The following is a 16,934-nucleotide window of genomic DNA, read 5'->3' as shown; positions in this document are numbered from 1 at the left end:
TTTAATGCCATTATCAAAATATCTCTCACCACGTAAAGTATTTTCAACAATTCATTACGGGGGATAGAAAATGGAAAATCGTACACTTTTTGATAGCTACCAGCTGAAGACTCTCAGCCTGAAAAACCGGATCGTGATGGCGCCAATGACCCGGGCGCGGGCGTTACAGCCGGGAAACGTGCCTTCAGCACTTATGGCGGCGTACTACCAGCAGCGCGCCAGCGCGGGTTTGATCATTACGGAAGCTACGCAGATTTCACCTCAGGGGCAGGGGTACTCCTGGACACCCGGTCTGCACTCCGCTGAACAGGTTGCAGGATGGCGGCTGAGCACAGAAGCCGTTCACCACGCAGGAGGCATTATCTTTTCCCAGCTCTGGCATGTTGGGCGCATGTCATATGCGGGTTTCCATGCAGATGGCAAACCTGTCGCGCCCTCTGCGCTCGCGCCGGATGCTCAGGTATGGGTTGTTGATGAGCAGGGGGAAGGACATATGGTCGACTGTCCGGAGCCGCGGGCACTTGAGCATGCCGATATTCAGCAGATAATTGCTGATTACCGGCAGGCCGCGTTAAACGCCATCAGCGCCGGTTTTGATGGTATTGAGGTGCACGGCGGTAACGGTTATCTGATCGATCAGTTTCTTCGCCGGACATCGAACCAACGTACCGATGAGTATGGCGGCAGCCTGGCTAACCGGATCCGTTTTGCGCAGGAGGTGCTGGAAGCCATCAGCGACGCCATCGGCGCGACGCGCACGGGCATACGCCTTTCCCCGTTCATCACCCAGCGCGGAATGAACGACCCGCAGGTGATTGACGCGATCCTCGCGCTGGCTGCATGGTGTGAAAAGAAAGGTATCGCTTATATCCATCTGGCAGAGGCTGACTGGGACGATGCGCCCCAGGTTCCTGCTGATTTTCGTGAAGTATTACGCGCTACCTTTAGCGGCACTCTCATTGTCGCCGGAAATTATACCCAGGACAAAGTGGACAAACTACTGAAGGCGGGGCTGGCCGACCTGTTTGCCTTTGGCCGCCCGTTCATTGCCAACCCTGACCTGCCGTACCGGCTCAGGAATAACCTTCCATTAACGACGGTAAGCAATCCCGCCACGCTTTTTGGCGGAAGCAGCGCAGGCTATACCGATTATCCGTGCTACAAAACCGACGAGGCATAAAGTGATGGTGAAAAAAACATTAATCATTGGCGGGACTTCCGGCATTGGCTTTGCTGTGGCTAGTGCTCTGGCTGAACAGGGAGAAAGCCTGATCCTTGCCGGACGGGACAGTGAAAAGCTGGCGCGGGCCAGACAGTTACTGAGCCAGAAAAGCGCATCTGTGGATACTGTCGTCCTTGATATCAGCAAAGAGGAGGAGGTGATTCAGCTTAGCCAGACGCTCGGAGAGGTAGATAACGTTATTGTGACGGCGGGATCGCAGGCACCCGGCGGGGCGCTCGCTTCACTGAATCTTAACGAGGCCCGACTGGCTTTCGATACCAAATTCTGGGGCAGTATCCATGTCGCGAGGCATCTGAGTAAAAATATTAAGGCCCGGGGTACCCTGACGCTGACCAGCGGCTTTGTTTCCCGCCGCACTGTCGCGGGCGCTATCGTCAAGACCACCATGAACGCGGCCCTGGAGTCAGCCGTTAAGGTGCTGGCGAAGGAGCTTTCTCCGCTGCGGGTCAACGCGGTGAGTCCGGGGCTGACGGATACCGAGGCTTACGCAGGCATGGATCCTGCTGCCCGCGAAAAATTGCTTGCGTCTGCCGCTGAAAATTTGCCGGCAAAAGCCTTCGGGCGGGCAGAGGACATCGCAAAAGGCTATCTGTTCGTGATGGACAATCCCTTTGTCACCGGAACCCTGCTGGATATCGAAGGCGGCGCGCTGATTCACTAATCCTCACGTTTTACCCGCAAGCGGTTGAATGTGCCCGGGTCACCTGTTTCTTTGAGGCAACACACAGGACTTTTTTATGAAAAAGTTGACGATTTATCCTTCCCGGCTGGTGGCGCTTATGCTGCTATCCGTGGCCAGCGCTGCGTTTTCTGCACCGCTTGAGCTGGTGAAACCCCATGAATTGATTGCGGAAAACAACCTGTTATCAGCTCGCGAGGCTGCGCTTGAAACCGTCGCGAGACGTTACGCGACATTCTGGAATACGGGTGATGAAGCTCTGGCCCGTGAGGCGTTGGCCGATAATTTTGTCGATAAGACGCCGCCTGAGGGCCGCAAACAGGGACCGGAAGGCGCACTTCTGGCCTCTCGCGCCTTCCGTACCGCTGTCCCGGATCTGAGTTGCGAGGTTGAGCAGATGATTGTTGCAGGCGATCGAGTCGTATCACATCTGCATTTCCGCGGACATTTCACGGGAACCTTCGGCAAACTGAAAGGTAAGGGCCAGCAGGTTGATTTTATCGCGACGGATATCTATCAGGTCAGAAATAATAAAATCATCGCCAACTGGCATCTTGAAGATAACCTGGCTCTGATGAAACAACTGGGCGTGTTATAAAATGACGGCTCAGGAAGGAGCATGCTGCCCGGGAGCCAGGCAGACTGACTGATAAAGTTGATGAACTGACCGGGGCCGAATCTGATAGTCGGCTCCGTGCCAGAAGCGGACGATGCTTAGATCAAATTCATACCACATCTCACTACAGATGAAATTGACTCTACAACTTGACTTAAAGTGATTTCTGTCGAAAAATTCATTAAAAAAACTGTATGTAATAACATGTTATACTTGATTTCTATAACTTTCACTGCACACAACTTAAGTTGCACAAAGAGATTGGAAAGAGGTGTTTCTTGACTAATATAATAAAAGTTTGGCTAATTTCTCAAACATTGTTCTGGAAAGTTAGAACTAATTTAATGAGAATTGTTTTTTAATTGAACGTAGTTCATATAAAAATCAAACGGCTCTTTCCAAGGTTAGTAATGGTGCCCACATCTTAATATCAATAACATTAATTGGCATCAAAAGTTTATTGTTTGTTGTTTTTTTGTTATTAGCTCTTGGGTTTTTAGAGAATTATATTCGAAGTAACACGGACTTTCTTCATCCTCTGAGCTCCGACGACAAAAAGTTCAATATTGACCAACTGAGGCTATATGCACAGCTGCTTACAGCTATTTTTTCGATATACTTCGCTACAATTGGTATCATTGTTAGCTCTGGATATACGAGACTTCGGCGAGACATAATACAGATACTTACTACCGAACAAGTTGGTAGCGTATATTCGCGTGTTATGGTTACTTCTGCCGTATTCTGCCTCAGTGCAACAGCCTTACAGTTGTTCGGATTTGAGCCCGGACTTTTCATTTATGCGGCAGGAACGCTATTAACGCTTATAAGCTCGTTGGCTCTTTTTCCATTAGGTCAAAGATTATTTAATTTTTTTGATCTCAATCAGTTAGCTCGTAGCGAGATACTCCCCAGAATTGCTCGCCACATAGAGGGGGCATCAAATTCTAAAAATTCTATATCTTTAGCCAATCATCACTCCAAAGCCGCACATTCAGCATTTGAGCAACTAAACTATATTGACGATCGCATGGGGTTAGAAAAAGTAGGACTTTGTGACAATCTACCAGCTATAAACGATGATTACTCTGCATTACTTTTGCATTATCTTAATCAGAAACACAAAATCAACCATCAAAGTTACTGGTATCCTAGGCGACAAAAACACAAGCAATGGTTTTTTGCCGGAGACAGTGCAACGACTATGGCGTTGCAAACCCGCAGCCAATTAACGGCCGATGAAGAGGTTAATTATGATTGGCTGGAGAGTGAGATCATAAATAGATTGATAGGCCATATTGAATTAGCGTTAAATGTTGGCGATTTCAAGCTTGGGTTGGATCTCATCAGCCGATTCTCCTCTCGAGTGTATACTTATGCGCGACAGTTTCATTTCGATATAGGTATGAGTGAACTTCGGAGAATGAAGGTACTTATCGAAGAATATTTTTCTTCATCGGATATCCTTGATAGCAATGAAGCAATAGTTATGAGAGTTGGAATTGCGGATACGTGGGCCGCGTTAGGTAGTAATCTCTGCCTTGAAACGTTGCGCCGCATAATTACTTTTGAGCAAGAACTCAGAGAGTTCTTTCAAAAAGATATTTGGACAGAGAGAACTCTACTTTCTCTTCCTGCTTTTTTGCAAATTGATCTGGCTTTTATCATTGAGCGTATTGAATTCGAAAAAGAGATCGAAGGGCAGCGCTTATCCAAGCCAAGGTATGTTCAACAGTTAGTAGTTCAGAAACTACTACAGAAATACGCAAAAATACTACCAGAAATATGTGATTTTCACGCAAGTTTGGTTCCGGATTTTGTTAGTTCAATGATAAAAATGAAGATGCCAGAAGCTGCAACACAAGTTATTCTTGGAAGCCTACATAATCATTGGAAACTTCCCCGTTGGTTTGAAGATATCTCTTTGGTCTTGGATAGATATAGAGAGTTCGAGCACTACCCTGAAAAACAGTATGCTCTACCAGAGATTAACATTGCTGATATACTAGGAAGGCTAACCTCTACGCAGAATGAAGCAGTAGCCTTTCTAGGTCGGAGTGATATTGTTAGGCATATCCTAGATCAAGAACAAAATGAAGAATTGCCAGATCATTTTGGACAAATATATTTTGAATTAGCTGAAGCATGTATTCAAGCACTGGAACAGAATGATGAAAATAAGCTTAGCAAGGTTTTCCCTATGTTCATGTTCTTATCTCTGCAAGCATCAGAAACCAAATTTGTGGATCCAAAACTTGATGTTAATGATGAGTTTCGGTTACACCTTCGTTCATCCGTTATCAATGACCTGATGTCTGTTTTAGGTTTCGCTATTCTATACAGTGCTTATTTTGATAACGAAAAATTGTCTGAGGCGGTACTTAATAGTTTCAGAGCATTAATCGAACGTATTCCCGATAAACAAGAATATTTCAAAAGGATGATGATTCTTTCAAATCCGTACAATTTCAGCTTCCGTGCCTCCCCAAGAGATATGATCCGCAACAAGTGGAAAATGACATTTGAACAACGTGCAAGACATGATGGTTTCAGTGACCAAATGGGAAGGAGTAGAGGGGTACACCACAAAAACAAGGTTGTAAGAGAGTTTCTTAGTTCCCATTCTGATGCTTCTCACCTATTTTGCGCACTCGAGATTCTTCCACAACTGAATCCAATTGATTTCAAGATTGACTATCATGTTACTTCTCTTGCCCGCAGTCTAGATGTGAAATATGAAGGGGGATTATAATGAAGATTTTAAAGGGCGCCCCTTTTTACTGCTATCATGATTATGACTATCTGAGTTTTATTGAAAGGCTTTTAATAAAGCCTAAATATGAGCGACCAGGTTTCTACCAAGGGATGTTTAATGAGGATTTTCCTAGAGTTTTTCACTCAGCAAGACGACAAGTTAACAATATGTTTAACATTGAATCTAACGATGAGGGGCTTACACAAAAACTGCTTGGAAACGTACACACTAGGAATAGGCAACATTCAGTCGATGACACAATACGGGAATTGATAGAGGAAATAGCTCAATCGTTAGTATGGTTTGGAAGGACATACTACTTCGTTCACAACATTTGCGAACAAGATAAAGTCTTTATCAGATCTTTAAACCCTAATGGGTTATTTCGATTTTTTTCTGCCTTTTTTCAGTTTGTGCCAAAAAGGATCGAAAGTCATATAGACAGAGAAAATGAGATGCTCCCTAGGGAGTTAAGAATCTTGGATAAAACCAAATTGATGTGTTTTGAAATGCCCAGATCTTTGAGGATAATGCTGTCTAAACAGAATCGGATTTTAGCTGTTTTAGATAAGCACCAATTCGATAGTACTAAATTTTTTGCTCAAGTAACGCACGAAAATCCTTATCCCAAAAAGCACTTTGATTTTCACATTTGGAAAAATATACAAGAACGAACATTGTATAGTGCAACGCGGAAAACTGGGTGGAATGCTAGAAATTATGATTCGAATAAACGTTCGGACTTTTTCCTATGTTATCAACTTATCCGATTCAGACGGAATCAGTTAGTTTTACGTGACTATATATTGCTTCAATTGGGTAAAGAACTCACGAAAGCAGGCCGCGAACTGAATCTGGATTTCTACGTCTCGATTTCACCTGGAAGTGATCTACCTCAGATTGATGAACTTGACGATCTTGAATCTAAACTTTCTAAGGAAGAAATTAGTTTCACTGAGGTGTTAGATTACTGTTACGAACGCTAGATTCATCACGAAAGTAATTATTAGTTTAGATATTTTGTCTCTCTTTCTTCTAAAGGAAGACCATCTAAATAAAATGTCCGCTCTTCGCTCACAGCGGACCTTCACCTCAGTTAACTCGTCCGCTCCGTACCAGAAGCGGACGTTGTTAATGGCATGATGTATGAACCAATGGAGAGTCAATCATCTATACTCCTGTTAATCCATACTGGAAATATTGTTATCAATAGCCCCGCAACGGAAGCGTTAACTATATATTCTAACGCTCCCATTGAGCCTGCCACTTTATTGAGGCAATTCTTACAGCTTAAAAGGGCTGTAGGGGCATTTTACTCGGCTAAATAACCACCATCGATTGGATAAACTCCTCCGGTACAGAACGCTGAATTGTCTGAAAGCAAAAACAATATGAAGTCTGCTATTTCTTGCATTTTTGCCATCCTTTTCATAGGGTGGCTATTTGCGAAACTACGTACGATATTTTCAGGAAATTCAGTCATTCGTGGGGTCTGGACATAGCCGGGAGCGACTGCATTGATTCGAATGCCTTGACTTGCAAACTCTAACGCTGCGGTTTGGGTTAAACCGATTATACCATGTTTAGCCACGGTGTAAGGTGCTAATCCTGGAATGCCAACCAGACCATTTACTGCAGATAAATTAACGATAGAACCACCAAATTTCATCATCTCAGGTATTTCATATTTTAGGCAGTAAAAAACGCCGCTCAATGAGGTGGCAATAACCTTATCCCAGTTTTCAACTGTCTGCTCTGTTATGTTTTTACCATGTTCACCTGTTAGGCCTGCATTATTTACAGCATAATCAAGTCTGCCGAAATGTTTGATAACCTCATCTATCATTTTCTGTACTTGTTCGGGTTGTGACACATCACATCCGATCCCCAGCGCCTGCTGTCCCTGTGAGGTTAATCGTTTCGCTTGTTGTTTAGCCTGCTCTGACGAGCGGGATACAATAACGACCTTAGCTCCATATTTGTGTAATTGCTCTGCGACTGCCTGACCTATACCTGCAGTACTTCCTGTTATGACAGCAACTTTATTCTGGAAATTCATAATTCCCCCTATGAAGTAGAATTGAGTCTTTCATCTGGGGTAGTATACAAACTAGCTGTGACAGTTTTTGTCAGTACTCTTTCTCCTCGCTGATTCCTTCTTTTATTCTCCATTTTTTCAATAAAACCGTCCTGCTTTCACTATATATGGAATCCAGTTGTACCATCTCTTCAATTTTGTCAGTTCTAAAATGACGAAAATCATTTCTCATCTCACACCATGCAACCAAAAGCCAGCAGGACTCCATATATACCAATCCGATGGGCCATATGATTCGAGAAGAGTAAGTATCTTTCTTGTCACAATACTTTATTTTGATTCTCTTTCGCTTTTTAATAGCATTGCGGATATCTTCAAAAAACATCTCATTATTTTCTGAAGGACCGATCAGATAGGATTGACTCTCAATAAGATTCTTTAATTCACCAGGAATGACGGCGTGTATTTTGGCAAGTGCATTCCTTGCGGTATTCTTGAAATCATAATCCGTATTATGAGATACCCAATTTAACCCAAGTGTAATAGCATTGATTTCTTCATGAGTAAGGTTTAAGGGTGGTAAATGAAAGTCAGACTTAACGATATAACCAATTCCAGCACCACCTTCAATACACACTCCTTGATGCTGTAGCGTTTTTATATCTCTGTAAAGAGATCGCACACTTACTCTTAATCTTATAGAGAGAGTGGATGCAGTGATCGGATATCTTTGCGCCCTTAATATCTGTAGTAATTCGAGAAGCCTTTCTGTTCTGGTCATGCTGATAAATCCATCTTGATCCTGAGACGATATCTTAAAGCATCTGTTGGATAAGCATTTTAGTACAAAGTAAGCGTACATGCTTAAGTTGAACTGCTCCCAATTGGTTAATACAGCGCATCTGACTCGCCACAGTGCCCAGAAGATGGGCGGAGGTGTTCGACAGCCTGCCGTTCGTTCGGAGGGCAGGGGATACGTATCATCAATGCCGCGACTACTGGCAGAAAAACGGTGTGTCCTTATGAATAATGCAACGTTACATGAAATTATATTATTTCCTGAATCCACTTAGCAATAATCAACAATGGCTATGCAATATATACTGTAATTTTATTCAGTGCGATATAATGAAGCTGGATAAAATTTCACTTTTCATAACGGAAGGGTGAAAATAAGTAGAAAGAGTTTTAAAGAGCGCGGTAAGAAGGTGGTTCGCAAATATAAATTGCAGCTATCAGTGTTGATGTGACTGCCATGCTTATCTGCGCATGAGAAGAGGTATAGATAATGATATTGTTTTAGCGCAGGTCCGCAGGAACAGTAGGTTCTTAGATGCTAACTTAAACATAACCCTACGCCTGCCAAATATAAGCGAAAGTCCGCTTCTCTCTCGCTCATAGCTGACCTGTACGGGCCTTCAGCCTGGCGGTTAAGCGCCAGGAGGGGACGTTGGACATTTTAGCCACCGCGGGGGTGGCTCCAGGTTCAGGCTCATTTCTCAGAATGAAAACTCCAGCAAGCCGCGGTTGCGAGTGTCACAAACGGTCCAGCCAGCGTAACGTTGTGATGGGCAATGATTTCACTCGCTGACAAATATTTGTTATCCATTGTCGTATGCGCATCTGAAATCAGCACAGTCCTGAATCCATGCTCTGGCGCTGCGCGGCAGGTAGTATCCACACAGAATTCTGTTTTCATACCGGCGATAACCAGTTGCTTAACACCTCGCAGACTGAGCTGAAGCTGAAGCTCTGTATCACGGAAGCAGCTGGGATACTTTTTAATAAACACGATATCCTGTTCAGCGTTTACGTTCAGCTCGGGTATCAGTTGTGTTAACGGACTTTGCTCTGAGAATGGGGAATCATCGGGTCCGATGTGGCGGGCAAAAAAAACGGGCACCTGAGCCTGCCTCGCATTTTCAATCAGCAGACGGATATTCAACAGAACGGTGTCTGAGGAGTGTGGGGAAGTAGGGCCACGGAAAAGCCCCTGCTGCATATCGATAACTAAAAGTGCATTTTCGGATAAAAGCATGATGTGTCTCCATTCAGAACGTTATGAACGGAGATATTTTCTTCCCCGTCCGGTTTGGCGGGGATTCAGAATCTGTTTTGTCAGGAGCCTGTCACAGATACGCCCACACCGCCGAAGGTGCCGGTGGTAGTAACTGTGGTTGTTGGCTGAAGTGACTTAAGCATTTTCTGACCTTCTTGTATTCGTTGAGCATCTGGAGCAGTAATTATAAAAACTGCTCTGTTCTTGTAGCACTGAGTAAATACCGATTTCAATAAATATTTATCCTGCAGAAAGTCGGGCCTTAGATGCTACATACTGGGTGGGCAAAAACCGTTAAACCAACTTCCGCACCTCGCTCATAGCAGAATGGACGTCTTTCCAGCCTACATGGAAGGGGAAGGTTCCTTTATAGCCTTTGTCTACGTATCCACTCATCTACCACGTCACCCTAATTTATTTTTGGTATCATCGCGGATCCAATCCATGAACTTGTGATCGAGTAAGGCGCTATACCAGTCCAGTCAATTTTCAACGTCTTAATCCCTTGATTGTTTACGCGTTAAAAGTAGCGGCTTTGCCTGGTATATTTAAACTATTCAGGGTCCGCTTCTTGCTCACAGTTGATCTGACAGCCCGCTAGTCTGTTCGCTCTGTGCCAGAAGCGGACGTTGCTGGCCCTTAGGTGAAATTGCCAGTTAGGATAGATCGCAAACCGCAAAACATCGATTGGCTGCACATTCGCAGAAATGCAGCCGTTCGGCGTTGTTTCCTCTTGCAGAACTATCAGAACCTTGCATTATTGGTTTCGTTTCACCTCGTATCGCAGGCACACTACGCCCGACGGGAAAATTTTACTATTCACCAGCATGAGTGAGGTTCTGTCTTTTATGTTTTTGAACAAGGGAATGCCTTGCCCCAGCAGAATCGGATTGACGAATAGCCAATACTCATCGATAAGGTTTTCCGACATTAGCGCGTGAGTCGCTGAGGGACTGCCAAACAGTAAGATTTCGCTGCCCGCGTTGTGCTTGAGCTTGTGGATTTCGTCGCTTAAATGGCTACTGATAATTTGCGTATCAGGATGATTTTTTTGCAACAGGGTTTTCGACAACACCACTTTGTGGGCAGATTTATACCAACGCGAATGCGCATGGTCATGCGGGCTGGCGTCAGGATTATCGGCAGCAGTTGGCCAGTACGACTCCATCATCTGGTAGGTGGTGCGCCCATATAAGGCGGTGTCGGTCTGCTGAATCCGCTGCTCCACGTATTCAAACAAGTCGGGGCTCAGGCTTATCCAGGCCAGACCCGCCGGGCCCTCAGCGGTAGAAGCGACAAAACCATCCAGCGACACATGAACAAACGAAACTATTTTTCTCATGATTATCTCTTTGATTAAGTTTTGATTACATAGCCTGCGAGGCACGCCAGGGTTTGGTTCCCGTCTTAAATAGCACCCATTTTCTCCAACCCCATCTTGCGTGCTTTCGCATCCGGAAAACACAGATGTATCGTCACTTTGGTTTATCCATCCACCACTGATCATACCGGAGTTGGTGACGACGGTGTTCCTGAGCACACTCAAGTTGTATCGGATCAAGATGAACAATAGAACGAAGCAGTGAGAAAAACAGGTTGTTCCCCATGGTAAGCTCCTAATCCCGGAATATCTGGAATTAAGTATAAATCTTGTTACCCATACGGTTCTGGAATATCGCCTATTGGATACATGACCCTGTTTTGTGTGATAAGTACTAACTTCCGCTTCTCGCGCATAGCAGCCACTGGCCGTTACCATAGACGGCTTTGTGCCATAAGAGGGGACATCTAGGACATTACGACACGGTAGGTTAGATATCTAAAAGTGCATGGTTCGATTTACAGGGATGCTTACAGAAGGGTTTCCGGAGGCGCTGAACGATACCGGCGATCTGCCGGTAATTAGGCGTAGGGACGGTGGCTGTTTGTAACGGATGATAAACAGATCCCGGCTCAGACGGTCGGGATTTTTTAAAGATCCGTTAATTTTCCTACCTAAACGGATTGTTTCATTTGGGAATAGAGGTTGTAATATTAATTCATTATTAAAAATGAATATTTTTGGCGATAAGGCAGTAACGTCATAGATATTCTCAGCGATCAAAACTAGATTAGTTTTGAAAATGGGAGTGTTGATATTATCAACAAAAACAAATACATCGTAATTTTTATTATGATTGTCTGATATAAGTTCGTTTATCTCTTCATAATCTACATAATTAAGTTCAGCCCATAGTATATTCCCATTGGAAAATGGAAATTTGTACAAAATATTAAGAGCTTCTTTCTCTCTCTGACCTTCAAGTACGTCAAAATCAGTACTAAGAGCCTCTTTACACTCATCATATAGAGTCATGTTTTCTACCTATTGTCAGAGGTATGTTTATCGGTAACCGCGCAGTGCCGCTGGGAATACCTCGGTTAGCCAGTCAATAAACACTCGTAATCGGTGCGTCATGTACCTGTTCTGCGGATAGACGACATAAAAAGGATAACTCGCGGGACGCCATGCCTGTAGGATCTCAACAAGTGTGCCGTTGTTCAGTTCATGTTTCGCCGCATAGCAAAAGGTCTGGATAATTCCCATCCCGGCCACGGCCGCAGCCAAATGCGCATTACTTTCGTTAACCCCGATGTAATGCTGCGTCTTCATCTCCCGCATTTCACCTTCTACAATAAAGCGAAAAGGAAAGGCTCTGCCCGTCAGCGGAGACAAATAGCTTACCAGCTTATGTCCATTTCTTAATTCATCCGGATGCGCAGGTACGCCAGCGGCTTTCAGGTATCCCGATGTAGCGCAGGTCACCATCGCGGCATCACCAATATGACGGGCGATCAACGATGAGTCATCGAGAGAGCCGCCACGGATTACACAGTCCACATTTCCGCTAATAAGATCTACCGGCCTGTCGGATACGCCTAAATCGATTTTGATTTCCGGATAGCGCTGCAAAAAATCCGGTAACGCCGGGATCAGGACTTCACGTGCGGTAGAACCGCCGACATCAATACGCAGATACCCTTTAGGTTTGATCTGCGAGGTGCTAAACGAAGTGTCTATCTCCTCAATATCAATGAGTACCCGCGAGGCTTTTTCATAATAGTCCTGACCCTCTGGCGTTGCGACGACGCGCCGGGTCGTACGATGTAAAAGACGCACGCCGAGGTGGGCCTCCAGTGATTTAACCAGCTTACTTAATGTGGCATTCGGCAGGTTCAGTGAATCCGCTGCCCGCGTAAAGTTGCCGGTTTCCACCACCCGCGTAAACGCACGCATAGCCATTAACTGATCCACATTCTGTTTCTCCATGAGGCATCTGATTATTCACCTGTAGAAAGAGTGTTTTCCATCTTTGCTAATTTATCAATAATTTCTCTGCGGCTAGAGTGTGTTCACAGGCTGAATGACGGCCAATTCGAAACAACGCCGAGGATATGAATAATGAGTAAACCACTGTCAGACAAAATTGCCCTGGTCACGGGCGGCAGCACAGGAATCGGTCTTGCCAGTGCTCAGGAGCTGGCGGTGCAGGGGGCAAAAGTCTACATCACCGGACGTCGTCAGCAGGAACTTGATTCGGCCATCGCGTTGATCGGCACGTCGGCTAAGGGGATTCGGGCCGATGTCTCCCGTCTTGACGATCTGGATAAGGTTTACGCTCAGATAGAAGAAGAGTCGGGGCGTCTGGACATTTTGTTTGCTAACGCCGGTGGCGGAGATATGCTGCCGCTGGGTGCCATAACCGAAGAACATTTTGACCGGATTTTCGGGACGAATGTTCGCGGAGTATTATTCACCGTCCAGAAAGCACTGCCACTGCTTGGTGCCGGTTCATCCATTATCCTCACCGCTTCCACCGTTTCGGTAAAAGGGACGGCTAACTTTAGCGTATATAGCGCCAGCAAAGCCGCAGTGAGAAACTTTGCTCGCTCATGGGCGCTGGACTTGCAGGGGCGTGGTATTCGGGTGAATGTCGTGAGTCCGGGTCCGGTCAAAACGCCTGGATTAGGGGGGCTGGTTGCCGAGGAACAGCGTCAGGGCCTGTTTGATGCACTGGCGGCGCAGGTTCCGTTAGGCCGGATTGGTGAGCCAGCGGAAGTCGGCAAAGCCGTTGCGTTTCTGGCGTCTGATGCCGCCAGTTTTATCAATGCTATAGAACTGTTTGTTGACGGCGGTATGGCGCAGATTTAGAGCTGATATCACACCGTCAAATCTCCCGAGGCGACGGGTTTTCAATGGACGGCTGGCGTCACGCAGTTTTAACGTCACAGTGTGACAGCGCACAATACGGCACCAGCCATTCTTGATGGGTTTTATTATCTCGCAAAGCATAGCGACCGTTCGCAAATCACTTCACCATCGTCAACAAAATTTGCGTATAACTTCGTTCTTATGACCACGTTCGGTCAGAACGGCTGCTCTGTGCCAGGAGCGGACATTCCACACTTCTGCTAATGTGGTCAAAATCGGTATGCCACTGCAATCTAGCAAAGGATAGATAATGGATAAAAATGAGCCATCAATATGGCCTCCGCACCAAGTCTTCTATATCCAATCGATGTTGTTCAATACAACATCGGCTCTACAGGCCGTGGATAGAGCATCTAAGTACATCCAAGCGATCAGTGAAGGGAAGCTAGGGCCACAAGATCGGAAAGATGAGCTTCTAGACTGTCTACAAAACTTCATCAATCATAGTGCTGCTATAGCTCGGTACTTCTTTCCATCAATGATTGGTGGAAAAGGTGAGAAGATTTTACATAAGAACCGTGCTGAGTTTCTGAGGCAAATTTTTGATGTGACAGAAAGCAGCCCTTTGCATGATAAGAAACTTAGAAATGCAATAGAGCACTTTGATGAACGACTGGATATGTATCTTGAAGGTGGAATTGTAGGAAATATCTTCCCAAGTCTAATCTTGAACAAGCCAGAAGAAACAGATGTGCCGCATCACATCTTCAGAGCCTACTATCTAAATGATGGAATTTATCAAGTATTGGGGGAAAGACATAATGTTCAACCTATTCTTGATGAAGTCATGAGAGTTCATGAACTGTTGGAGATATTTGATGAAAATGGTGGAATGTTTGGGAAATAAAAAAGTACCTTCGGGTGTAATGCCATTTTTTCTTTGCTCGTGTGCCATTCCCAAATCAGAAATGGATGACAGTCAATATAATTTTGTGGCGGGCATGGCGGGCGGCATTGACGTTTTTTTTAAATAACGACCTTATGGATTACCAGATAGCTGGGACAGGAAAAAGTTTTATCGGAAAATACTTGGACGTGTGGAACTAAGATAGCGCGAAATATCAGCAACGTTACCAACAGGCTGTCAAAACGTTTACGAATAAACCGATGACAAAAGGAGATTGTAATCAACTGAGTGCTGATATTTACAGGCAGAATCAGGCGCTGGCCAGCGTCGACCAACAGCGCCAGCAGGAGCAACAGGAACGCCAGACCCAGTCTCTCAATGATGTCTTGAAAGGACCTGTGCAGACCAACTGCACCCGGTACGGGAATTCCGTTTACTGTACGTCCTATTAGCTCTTTATGACGCGTATTGTCACCACTATCTGGCGCCACGCTGATTTATCCCGGTAAAGGAAATGCGCGCCTTTACACCCTGTTCAGAGGTAAAGTAAGAACATTCAGTTAGGAAATTTGTTTAGTGGAGTGATTGCATTTTGGAAAAGATCCAGGCGACTGCGGTTAAATATATCAAGCTGGGAGAGGGAGGCGAATGGGAACATGAGTGCCTGACATCTGGCATTATTAAGTTTGGGTACCACAAAACGCCCCATCAGATGTGCCTTGAGGGAAAGTGGGAGGATGTGAATAAAGTCTGGTTAGAAGAAAGGAAAAATAACCAGTCCACTGCCACCAGTGATGTCAGACAGATAAGGACGTTTTACACCGCCACCCCCGATATACTCTTCATTACGTTCAGCCAGGGGTTATTGCATTGGTGCCAGCCTTCCGGAGAGGTCACCGAACTGGATGATGGCAGTAGGACCCGCCCCACGGTGAGCGGATGGCACAGCCATAGTCTGGCCGGGAACCTTCTATCCCACAGCGTCCTGAGCGGTGCTTTACTCGCTACACAGAATTACCGGGGGACCATCTGCGATGTGCGTTTGGCCGATTACGCCCTGCGAAAAATCAATGATGAGCAATCGCCGGAAATCATCAGCGCTGATATTGCTAAAGCTCAGTACCTGAAGGCTATTACCAGGCTGTGTAGTTTGCTTACCTGGCAGGACTTTGAGTTGCTCGTAGATCTGATTTTCTCCGCCAGCGGATGGAGAAGAACCGGGAGCCTTGGCAGGACACAGAAGACTGTCGATATTGAGCTTGAACTGCCCACCACCGGAGAACGGGCATATGTGCAAGTGAAGTCTGTTGCTGAGCAGTCTGTATTCTCTGACTATCTGTCACGGTTCCAGACCAGTGACAGCTATGATCGGATGTTCTTTGTCTGGCATCAAGGGACATTGAGTGAGGATCTCCGTGCTGAAGGCGTCACTATGATTGGGCCCACGAGGCTTGCAGAACTCATACTGGACACCGGGCTGGCACTATGGCTTAGAAATAAGGTTTCGTAATAGCCCGGTACCTTATCGGTTACGGGCATTTATGCTAGAAGATACCTTTTCTTATTCTGTGTAGTGGATAGCTAAATTTGGCCACTTTCGAAGGTATGTTAATTTCCGCTCCTCGCTCATAAGGGACAACCATACTCAAATCTCCCACATTGCAGGAGATTTGAGTATGAACACGTCACCGTGGAACAAAGACCGTATCATCGGCCAAAAAAGACCACTTCAGATATCTCATATCTGGGGGATCCGAATCCGGCTTGAACTAGAAGGTAAAACGCGCGATTTGGCTCTTTTCAATATGGCCCTGGACAGTAAGCTACGAGGCTGTGATCTGGTCAAACTCAAAGTATCTGATGTTGCATATGGTAGCTCTGTTTCAAGCAGAGCTACGGTGTTGCAACAGAAAACCGGTAGCCCTGTGCAATTTGAGATAACCAAAGGGACAAGAGAAGCTGTTGCTGCATTGATAAAGCATGGCAATTTGCATAGTAAAGACTTCTTGTTTCGGTCTCGAGTCGGAACTAACCAGCCCATATCAACCCGGCAATACAACCGAATTTTTCATGGGTGGGTAGAAAAGCTTGGTCTCGATGATTCGCTATATAGCACACATTCCATGAGAAGAACAAAACCTTACCTAATCTACAAGAAAACCAAGAATCTCCGGGTGATCCAACTTCTGTTGGGCCATAAGAAACTGGAAAGCACAGTCCGTTATCTGGGCATTGAAGTCGATGATGCATTAGAGATCTCTGAATCGATCGAAGTCTAAGGTTGTCAGGGCTGCAACAGCAGCCCTGTGCCAGGAGCGGACGTTTCTATAGTAATTGTGTGTCAAAAAATGGGGTGCGAATAAAGCCGATGATGCGTTGGAGACCCCTGAGTTGATTGAAGTCTAAAATGGTCAAGCTGCAACTGTAAGCAGCCCTCAGTCAGAA

Annotated in this window: 15 protein-coding genes and 1 pseudogene; 9 read left to right on the top strand and 7 right to left on the bottom strand. The window is 45.5% G+C overall.

Annotation, left to right across the window (positions count from 1 at the left end):
- The first annotated feature begins 70 nt into the window (after positions 1–70).
- The 5 genes from AC007G_RS12645 to AC007G_RS12625 all read left to right on the top strand — a co-directional run bounded on the left by AC007G_RS12645 (position 71) and on the right by AC007G_RS12625 (position 6,279).
- Positions 71–1,180: an alkene reductase gene (locus AC007G_RS12645; RefSeq protein ID WP_046852649.1), complete on the top strand. Its 1,110-nt coding sequence runs from the start codon at positions 71–73 to the stop codon at positions 1,178–1,180.
- A 4-nt stretch (positions 1,181–1,184) separates the two neighbouring features.
- A complete protein-coding gene (locus tag AC007G_RS12640) occupies positions 1,185–1,904 on the top strand; it encodes an SDR family oxidoreductase (RefSeq protein WP_032700097.1) in 720 nt (239 codons plus the stop codon).
- A gap of 76 nt (positions 1,905–1,980) precedes the next feature.
- Positions 1,981–2,520, top strand: a complete 540-nt coding sequence (locus AC007G_RS12635) for an ester cyclase (RefSeq protein WP_047664800.1) — start codon at positions 1,981–1,983, stop codon at positions 2,518–2,520.
- Positions 2,521–3,262: 742 nt separating this feature from the next.
- The gene (locus AC007G_RS12630) at positions 3,263–5,290 is read left to right on the top strand and encodes a hypothetical protein (protein WP_479466606.1); all 2,028 of its coding nucleotides are present in this window, start codon (positions 3,263–3,265) and stop codon (positions 5,288–5,290) included.
- Positions 5,290–6,279, top strand: a complete 990-nt coding sequence (locus AC007G_RS12625; RefSeq protein WP_142631082.1) for a hypothetical protein — start codon at positions 5,290–5,292, stop codon at positions 6,277–6,279. The genes AC007G_RS12630 and AC007G_RS12625 overlap by 1 nt, the downstream gene beginning before the upstream one ends.
- A 326-nt stretch (positions 6,280–6,605) precedes the next feature.
- Here the strand turns inward: AC007G_RS12625 and AC007G_RS12620 are convergent, their stop codons facing one another.
- From AC007G_RS12620 to AC007G_RS12595, 6 genes and pseudogenes are all read right to left on the bottom strand, one after another.
- Positions 6,606–7,352, bottom strand: a complete 747-nt coding sequence (locus AC007G_RS12620; RefSeq protein ID WP_032695949.1) for an SDR family NAD(P)-dependent oxidoreductase — start codon at positions 7,350–7,352, stop codon at positions 6,606–6,608.
- Positions 7,353–7,422: 70 nt separating this feature from the next.
- Positions 7,423–8,112, bottom strand: a complete 690-nt coding sequence (locus AC007G_RS12615) for a helix-turn-helix transcriptional regulator (protein ID WP_479466605.1) — start codon at positions 8,110–8,112, stop codon at positions 7,423–7,425.
- 711 nt (positions 8,113–8,823) lie between these two features.
- Positions 8,824–9,369 (bottom strand): cysteine hydrolase family protein, encoded by a 546-nt coding sequence (locus AC007G_RS12610; protein WP_032695951.1) that lies wholly within the window; start codon positions 9,367–9,369, stop codon positions 8,824–8,826.
- 778 nt (positions 9,370–10,147) lie between these two features.
- The gene (locus tag AC007G_RS12605) at positions 10,148–10,732 is read right to left on the bottom strand and encodes a dihydrofolate reductase family protein (protein WP_032690530.1); all 585 of its coding nucleotides are present in this window, start codon (positions 10,730–10,732) and stop codon (positions 10,148–10,150) included.
- Between the two features lie 645 nt (positions 10,733–11,377).
- Positions 11,378–11,746: pseudogene (locus tag AC007G_RS12600) on the bottom strand (CDI toxin immunity protein); the annotation flags it as partial.
- Between the two features lie 27 nt (positions 11,747–11,773).
- Positions 11,774–12,685, bottom strand: a complete 912-nt coding sequence (locus AC007G_RS12595; protein WP_180889127.1) for a LysR family transcriptional regulator — start codon at positions 12,683–12,685, stop codon at positions 11,774–11,776.
- A gap of 147 nt (positions 12,686–12,832) precedes the next feature.
- Here AC007G_RS12595 and AC007G_RS12590 point away from each other — a divergent pair, with 147 nt between their 5' ends.
- On the top strand, positions 12,833–13,582 hold the full coding sequence (locus AC007G_RS12590; protein WP_180888541.1) for an SDR family NAD(P)-dependent oxidoreductase: 750 nt from the start codon (positions 12,833–12,835) through the stop codon (positions 13,580–13,582).
- A 310-nt stretch (positions 13,583–13,892) separates the two neighbouring features.
- The gene (locus AC007G_RS12585) at positions 13,893–14,489 is read left to right on the top strand and encodes a hypothetical protein (protein ID WP_044523626.1); all 597 of its coding nucleotides are present in this window, start codon (positions 13,893–13,895) and stop codon (positions 14,487–14,489) included.
- 119 nt (positions 14,490–14,608) lie between these two features.
- On the opposite strand, the gene AC007G_RS12580 is transcribed toward AC007G_RS12585, so the two are convergent.
- Positions 14,609–14,980 carry a hypothetical protein gene (locus AC007G_RS12580; protein ID WP_334642225.1) on the bottom strand — a complete coding sequence of 124 codons (372 nt, stop codon included), beginning with the start codon at positions 14,978–14,980 and terminating at the stop codon, positions 14,609–14,611.
- Between the two features lie 101 nt (positions 14,981–15,081).
- Here AC007G_RS12580 and AC007G_RS12575 point away from each other — a divergent pair, with 101 nt between their 5' ends.
- The gene (locus AC007G_RS12575) at positions 15,082–15,999 is read left to right on the top strand and encodes a restriction endonuclease (protein WP_180888539.1); all 918 of its coding nucleotides are present in this window, start codon (positions 15,082–15,084) and stop codon (positions 15,997–15,999) included.
- A 166-nt stretch (positions 16,000–16,165) separates the two neighbouring features.
- Complete coding sequence (locus AC007G_RS12570) at positions 16,166–16,768, top strand: site-specific integrase (protein ID WP_004139064.1); 603 nt, start codon at positions 16,166–16,168, stop codon at positions 16,766–16,768.
- Positions 16,769–16,934: the final 166 nt, after the last annotated feature.

The organism is Klebsiella sp. CSG-1 (assembly GCF_056521145.1).
The sequence above is the reverse complement of the archived record's forward strand: the minus strand, read 5'-3'. Positions and strand labels throughout refer to the sequence as shown.

Bases quoted from the DNA above. Each gene is read 5' to 3' on its own strand.
- AC007G_RS12620 (WP_032695949.1), bottom strand. From the start codon at position 7,352: ATGAATTTCCAGAATAAAGTTGCTGTCATAACAGGAAGTACTGCAGGT.
- AC007G_RS12570 (WP_004139064.1), top strand. From the start codon at position 16,166: ATGAACACGTCACCGTGGAACAAAGACCGTATCATCGGCCAAAAAAGA.
- AC007G_RS12615 (WP_479466605.1), bottom strand. From the start codon at position 8,112: ATGACCAGAACAGAAAGGCTTCTCGAATTACTACAGATATTAAGGGCG.
- AC007G_RS12635 (WP_047664800.1), top strand. From the start codon at position 1,981: ATGAAAAAGTTGACGATTTATCCTTCCCGGCTGGTGGCGCTTATGCTG.
- AC007G_RS12605 (WP_032690530.1), bottom strand. From the start codon at position 10,732: ATGAGAAAAATAGTTTCGTTTGTTCATGTGTCGCTGGATGGTTTTGTC.
- AC007G_RS12610 (WP_032695951.1), bottom strand. From the start codon at position 9,369: ATGCTTTTATCCGAAAATGCACTTTTAGTTATCGATATGCAGCAGGGG.
- AC007G_RS12625 (WP_142631082.1), top strand. From the start codon at position 5,290: ATGAAGATTTTAAAGGGCGCCCCTTTTTACTGCTATCATGATTATGAC.
- AC007G_RS12630 (WP_479466606.1), top strand. From the start codon at position 3,263: ATGGTTACTTCTGCCGTATTCTGCCTCAGTGCAACAGCCTTACAGTTG.
- AC007G_RS12640 (WP_032700097.1), top strand. From the start codon at position 1,185: ATGGTGAAAAAAACATTAATCATTGGCGGGACTTCCGGCATTGGCTTT.
- AC007G_RS12585 (WP_044523626.1), top strand. From the start codon at position 13,893: ATGGATAAAAATGAGCCATCAATATGGCCTCCGCACCAAGTCTTCTAT.
- AC007G_RS12590 (WP_180888541.1), top strand. From the start codon at position 12,833: ATGAGTAAACCACTGTCAGACAAAATTGCCCTGGTCACGGGCGGCAGC.
- AC007G_RS12645 (WP_046852649.1), top strand. From the start codon at position 71: ATGGAAAATCGTACACTTTTTGATAGCTACCAGCTGAAGACTCTCAGC.